Raw genomic sequence first — 7,139 nt, 5'->3', positions numbered from 1 at the left:
TAGCCGACGGGGCTTTAATATCGATAGCCTGGCGGTCGGGCCGACCGAGGACGCCGAGGTCTCCCGCATGACGATTGTGGTCGATGCGGACGACCTGAAGCTCGAGCAGATCACAAAGCAGCTCTATAAGCTGGTGAATATTCTAAAGATAAGCGATCTCGATCCGTCGGATTCGGTCGAGCGCGAACTTGTGCTCATCAAGGTCAACGCACCGCCGAACGTGCGCGGTGAGGTACTTGAAACGGCCAATATTTTCAGGGCCAATATCGTCGACGTGAGTAAATCGACGCTCACGATCGAGATTACCGGAACGACTACCAAAATCCAGGCCCTCGAGGATCTCCTCAGGCCATACGGGATAAAGGAGCTGGTCAGAACCGGCAAGATTGCACTAGCGCGAGGGAAACTCGCAGAAGTATAGCATACTTGCTGTCATTCTTCAGCCGCTTTGCTCCTTCAGAATGACAAAAAGCGCACATTTGCTCTTGGCCTACACCCTGGCCCCTGGTCCCCGGACCCTGGCCCCGCGAACGAAGTGAGCTCGCTGTCCCATTAAGCAGGGAGTTGTGTTATAATTTATAGGTTAATCTATTCAAATACACGGAGGATGATATGGCAAAAGTTTATTACGATCAGGATGCTGATCTCGGGTTACTCAAAGGGAAGAAGGTTGCCGTCATCGGGTTTGGAAGCCAGGGCCACGCGCATGCGCTTAACCTGCATGAGAGCGGTGTCGATGTTACCGTTGGCCTGCGTGAAGGCAGTAAATCCTGGGAGAAGGCCGTAAACAGCGGTCTAACCGTGATGCCCGTAGATAAAGCGGCTGAGGCGGCCGATCTGATCATGATACTGGCTCCCGACGAGACCCAGGGCAAACTCTACAAGAAACACATTAAACCGCATCTCGCACCCGGTAAGACGTTGGCTTTTGCCCACGGTTTTAATATCCATTTCCACCAGATAGAGCCACCGACAGACGTCGATGTTATCATGATCGCCCCTAAGGGCCCCGGTCATGTGGTTCGCCGTACCTATGAACAAGGCCAGGGTGTTCCTGCACTTATCGCCATCCACCAGGATGCGACCGGTAAGGCGAAAGACATCGCCCTCGCTTATGCGAAAGGTATCGGCGGCACCAGAGCAGGCGTCCTTGAGACTACCTTCAAAGAAGAGACCGAGACGGACCTCTTCGGCGAGCAGGCTGTTCTCTGCGGTGGCACCAGCGAACTCATCCGCGCCGGGTTCGATACCCTGGTTGAGGCCGGTTACCAGCCGGAAATCGCATACTTCGAGTGCCTGCACGAGCTTAAGCTCATCGTCGACCTCATTAACGAGCAAGGCATCTCCGGTATGCGCTACTCGATCAGCAACACCGCCGAGTACGGAGACATCACGGTCGGCAAGCGTATCATCACCGACGAGACGCGTGCAGAGATGAAGCGTGTCCTCGATGATATCCAGTCCGGTCGTTTTGCCCGTGAGTGGATGCTTGAGAACAAGGCCAACCAGCCGGTTCTAAAAGCGATGAGAGAAAAAGAGTCCGGCCACTTAATCGAGAGAGTGGGCAAAGAACTCCGCTCGATGATGTCCTGGATCAAGCAAAAAGAACTACTATAAAGAACTCTTATAATTGGGGGTTTGTTCATGCGTAAGGAATATATGATGACGCCAGGACCCACACCGGTTCCGGCAGAGATCTTATTATCACAGGCACGCCCGATGTTTCATCACCGGACGCCGCAGTTCTCAGAGCTTCTCGCCGATATAGAAGACGGCCTGAAGTATATCTTTGAGACGAAGAACGACGTGCTGTTTTTTTCTTCGTCGGGCACCGGCGTTATGGAATCTTCGGTTGTAAACCTTTTGTCCGCAGGAGATAAGGTTATCTGCTGTTCAAACGGTAAGTTCGGCGAAAGGCTCATCAAGATCAACGAGACTTACGGCATGAACGTCGTCAAGCTTGAGTATTCCTGGGACCAGGTTGTAAATCCTGAGGATATCAAGCGCGAACTCGATAACAACCCGGATGTCAAAGCGGTCTTCGTCGTCCAGAGCGAGACGTCGACCGGCGTCCTAAACGACGTAAAGGCAATCGGTGCGATAGTTAAAAACTACGATGCGGTATTTGTCGTCGACTCGATTACCGGCATCGGTGCGGTCGAGTGTAAGACCGACCAGTGGAACCTGGATGTCGTTATGACCGGCTCACAGAAGGGCCTCATGATGCCACCGGGTCTCGCCGCGGTATCGGTAAGCGACAAGGCATGGGCGGCGTCCGAGAAATCGAAGCTGCCGAAGTTCTACTTCAGCTGGAAAAAGGCGGCGGACTCGCTCAACAAACCGGCGCCGACAACGCCATTCACGCCGGCCATATCGCTTATCGTCGGCCTTGGCGAGGCGATCAAGCTGATGCGCCAGGAGGGGCTCGAGCACATCATCAAGCGCCATGCGGTTCTTGCAGAAGCTGCAAGAACGGGTGCTGAGGCAATGGGTCTTAAGCTCTTCGCCCCGGCAAACGGCAGGGGCAGCGCGGTAACTCCCGTTTGGGTTCCTGAAGGAGTAGACGGTAGTAAGCTGGTCAAGCTTCTGAAGGATGAGTATGGCATAACGGTTGCCGGGGGACAGGACCACCTGAAGGGCAAGATATTCAGGATAGGACACCTGGGATATTTTGACAGATTCGATATTTTGACTACACTTGCAGGTATAGAGATGGTTCTTGCCGAGCTGGACCACCCGGTTATGTTAGGGATGGGTGTCCAGGCGGCCGAGCGAGTGTTTATGGATAACCCGTTTTAAATAGATATAAGTATTGTTGGAGGTGAACCACTATAAAGGTTCTTGTTAAGGAGAAAATCGCGCAAGCCGGTATCGACAAGCTCAAGGCCGCCGGGTTTAAGGTGGATGTGAACGTCGAGATGACGGCCGATGAGCTGCTCGATGCGATCGGTGAATATGATGCCCTGATAGTGAGAAGCGCTACTCAGGTCACCGAGGAGGTCATCAACCGCGCAAATAAACTAAAGGTCGTCGGCAGGGCCGGAATCGGTGTCGACAACGTTAATCTGGAGGCCGCGACAAAGCGGGGTATTATTGTAGCAAACGCCCCGCAAAGCAACATCGTCTCTGCCGCAGAGCATACGGTCGCGCTCATCCTTGCTTGTGCGCGAAATATCGCCCAGGCCAGCGCTTGCGTAAAATCCGGAAAATGGGAGAGAAGCAAGTTCCAGGGTGTTGAGGTATACGAGAAAGTCCTCGGTATCATCGGCCTCGGACGTATCGGCACGCTTGTGGCACAGAGGGCTATCGGACTCGGGATGAAAGTAACCGGGTACGATCCGTACGTCTCTAAAGAGAGGTTCGCCCAGCTTGGAATAGAGCGCGCCGCCACAATTGAAGATGTTCTGAAAGTCGCAGATTTCTTGACGGTTCACCTTCCGAAAACTAAAGAAACGATAGGGATGTTCGGTGACAGAGAGTTTGCCATGATGAAGGATGGCGTTAGGCTTGTAAATACAGCCCGTGGCGGTATCTATCAGATCGATCCCCTTGTGAGCGCACTTAAAAGCGGCAAAGTTGCAGCCGTAGGCATAGATGTATTCGATGCGGAGCCGCCGGTCGGTAACCCGCTCCTTGATTTTGAGCAGACCGTCTGCACCCCGCACCTCGGCGCTTCGACGGTCGAGGCCCAGGATAGGGCTGGTACGCAGATCGCCGACCAGGTAATAGCCGGTTTGAAGGGCGAATTTGTAAGTAATGCGGTCAATATCCCGCTGGTATCGGTCGAGGCGTTGGAGGCCGTCAAACCGTTCCTGTCGCTTGCCGAGAAGCTCGGAAAGCTCTTTACTAAGCTGGCGGAAGAAGGAATCCACTCGCTCGATATCGAGTATGTGGGGCCCATCTCAAAATATGACACCAAGCTTCTGACGATAGCCGTCCTCAAAGGTGTTTTTGATGGAGTCGTCGAAGAGCAGGTCAATTATGTAAACGCCCCGATATTCGCCGAGGAACGCGGTATCGAGGTAAATGAACTCAAAAAGCAATCATCACAGGACTACCTCAATGTGATTCGCGTAAGGGGTCGTGATGGCGGAGACGATGTGATGGTTGCCGGAACGCTCGTCGGTAAAAAGGATCAGGACCGGTTCGTCAACATCTACGAGTTTGACATCGATATGGTTCCGTCCAAGTACATGGCGTTCTTCAGGTACGAGGATATCCCCGGCATGATCGGAAAAGTCGGTACAATCCTTGGAAAATACAACATAAACATTGCGAATATGCAGGTAGGGCGTAGAAAGATAGGCGGCGAGGCGCTAATGGGCCTTAATGTCGACATACCGATTCCTGATAATGTTATCGATGAGATAAAAAGCGCGGCGGGCGTAGGATTTGCAAAGTTTATGGTTTTGTAAGAGAAGTTTTCCGGAAGAATGTCGAAAACTTATAAGGAATTGCTAATGCAGCCGTTAACGGCTGCATTATGGTAAGGTATAATAATAGTTTATCATTGTTTGGTTATTATTTAGTTTCTTAATCTAATGTGAGGTGGTTTCCGTTGGGGCTTTAGACATGAATCAAGTATATTTGTTCGACACGACATTACGAGATGGTGAGCAATCGCCCGGCATATCTTTGAGTACCAGGGAGAAGCTTGAGATAGCTGATCAACTGGCCAAGCTCGGCATCGACGTTATAGAGGCGGGATTTCCGATAACCTCTCAAGGCGATTTTGAGGCGGTACGCACCATTGCTCAGAAGGTACGTGAGCCCATCATCGCCGCGCTTGCCAGGGCGGTCGATGCAGATATAGATAGAGCGGCCGAGGCCATAAAAAAGGCCGAGCGCCCGCGCATTCATACGTTTATCATGTCCTCGGATATGCAAATACAGAACCAGCTTCGAAAAACCAGAGAAGAGGTTCTGCAGATGGCGATCGATTCCGTTAAAAGGGCGAAGTCGTATGTCGACGATGTCGAGTTTTCGCCGATGGATGCGACGCGAGCAGATTTTGACTTTCTCTGCCAGCTTGTGAAGGCGGCAATAGAAAACGGGGCGACCGTTGTTAATATTCCGGATACCGTGGGATATTCGACGCCCGACGAGTTCGGCAAGTTGATCGCCGATCTCTTTAAAGCCGTGCCCGCGATGAACGATGTCATCATCAGCGTCCACTGTCACAACGACTTGGGCATGTCCACGGCAAACGCGCTGGCCGCAGTCTTAAACGGTGCCACGCAGGTCGAGGGCACGATCAATGGTTTAGGAGAGCGCGCCGGTAACACTGCGCTTGAAGAGATAGCGATGATACTTGATACCAGACGCAAGACGTTTGGAAAATATACCAACATCAAGACGGAAGAGATCAGCAAGACCAGCCGCCTGGTGAGCAGCCTAACCGGCTATCAGGTGCAATTTAATAAAGCGATCGTAGGGCGTAATGCCTTCGCGCACTCGTCCGGCATTCACCAGGACGGTGTGCTTAAAGAGCGTTCTACCTTTGAGATAATAGATCCGAAACGGGTCGGGATCAGCGAGAGTTCTCTCGTTTTGGGTAAGACCTCGGGCAGGCATGCCTTTAGAAAACACCTGGAGACTTTGGGCTATCAGCTCCCCGATGAGGAGCTTGAGGCCGCGTTCGGCCGGTTTAAAGACCTGGCCGATAAGAAATCCGAAATCACGGATATAGATATCGAGGCCATTCTCGCCGATGAGGTCAGAAATGCCTCAGAGGTGTACGCGCTTGAGTATATCCATGTCGTGAGCGGCAGCGATACCACTCCTACAGCTACGGTTCGGCTCCGTAAGAATGGTGAGGTGATCGAGAAGACTTCATCCGGCGACGGTCAGGTAGATGCCGTCTGCAACGCCATAATCTGGGCGACCGGCGTGAAGGGCAACCTTATCAGCTTCATTGTAAACTCGATTACCGTAGGCCTTGATGCGCAGGGTGATGTTACCATCCAGCTCGAGATTAAGGGCAAGCCTGTTATGGGCAGGGGCGTCAGTACCGATATCATCGAGGCCAGCGCCAAAGCCTACCTTAACGCGATAAACAAAGCGATTAGCTAAGTACAGCGAGTAGCGATTAATAGTCATTCTGAGCGATAGCGAAGAATCTCGGGTGCAGTTGGCTTGTCTAAAGTTAGAGGATCTAGGCTTAGGTAGGCTAGAGTGAAGATTTCTTAGCTAGGTGAATCAAAGCTTAGACAAACTCAGTGGCAAATGTCTGTAAGTGCTCTCTAGATTCTTCGGCTAAGGCCTCAGAATGACAACAATAAATGGTTGGGTTTTAGCTGAGAACCGACGATTAAACCGAGTTCAGAAAGATAAGTAACTGGTCGATTAGAGACCGTTAACAAATAAGCAAACGGAACGGAGTAATCTTATGGGAATGACGATAACCGAGAAAATTCTTGCAGCCCATGCGGGCATAGACAGCGTAAATCCGGGAGACTTGATTAACGTAAAGCTCGACCTTGTCCTCGGTAACGATATAACCGCACCGATCGCCATTAAAGAATTCAAAGAGATAGGCGTCAAAGAGGTCTTTGACAAGGAGAAAGTAGTGCTTGTCCCCGACCACTTTGCGCCGAATAAGGATATCGAATCGGCCGAGCAGTGCAAGATGCTGCGTACATTCGCCGAAGAGCAGGATATCACCAACTATTTCGAAGTGGGAAGGATGGGCATCGAGCACGCGCTACTGCCCGAGCAGGGATTGGTACTGCCCGGAGATGCGGTAATCGGGGCCGATTCGCATACGTGCACGTACGGTGGTCTTGGCGCGTTTTCGACGGGTATGGGGTCGACGGACCTTGCCGCCGCAATGGCGACCGGGGAGACGTGGCTTAAAGTGCCATCATCTATTAAGTTTGTGTTCAAGGGCGCGCTTAATCCGTGGATTACCGGTAAAGACCTCATCCTTTACACGATCGGCCAGATAGGTGTAGATGGGGCGCTGTACCAGGCCATGGAGTTTACCGGCGAGGCCATCTCGGCGCTCTCCGTAGATAGCAGGCTCTCGATGTGCAATATGGCGATCGAAGCGGGAGGAAAATCCGGCATCATCGCCCCCGACCAGAAGACGATAGATTACGTCGAGGATCGCGCAAGCCGTCCGTATACCGTCTATAAGA

General features: G+C 52.1%; 6 protein-coding genes. All 6 read left to right on the top strand.

What is annotated here, in order from left to right; all coding sequences use genetic code 11:
* Positions 1-421, top strand: a 421-nt coding sequence (gene ilvN / locus ACYC56_RS05800; protein ID WP_461373233.1) for an acetolactate synthase small subunit, incomplete at its 5' end; no start/stop codon positions are given.
* A 191-nt stretch (positions 422-612) separates the two neighbouring features.
* On the top strand, positions 613-1,617 hold the full coding sequence (ilvC, locus tag ACYC56_RS05795; RefSeq protein ID WP_461373232.1) for a ketol-acid reductoisomerase: 1,005 nt from the start codon (positions 613-615) through the stop codon (positions 1,615-1,617).
* Between the two features lie 27 nt (positions 1,618-1,644).
* Entirely contained in the window at positions 1,645-2,799 is a 1,155-nt protein-coding gene (locus ACYC56_RS05790) for a pyridoxal-phosphate-dependent aminotransferase family protein (protein WP_461373231.1), read from the top strand.
* 32 nt (positions 2,800-2,831) lie between these two features.
* A complete protein-coding gene (gene serA, locus ACYC56_RS05785) occupies positions 2,832-4,415 on the top strand; it encodes a phosphoglycerate dehydrogenase (protein ID WP_461373234.1) in 1,584 nt (527 codons plus the stop codon).
* Positions 4,416-4,572: 157 nt separating this feature from the next.
* Positions 4,573-6,072, top strand: a complete 1,500-nt coding sequence (locus tag ACYC56_RS05780) for a 2-isopropylmalate synthase (RefSeq protein WP_461373230.1) — start codon at positions 4,573-4,575, stop codon at positions 6,070-6,072.
* A 316-nt stretch (positions 6,073-6,388) separates the two neighbouring features.
* The coding region (locus ACYC56_RS05775; RefSeq protein WP_461373229.1) for an aconitase family protein at positions 6,389-7,139 on the top strand (751 nt) is incomplete at its 3' end.

The organism is Candidatus Aquicultor sp., assembly GCF_054640775.1.
This window is presented reverse-complemented; position numbering and strand designations above follow the sequence as displayed.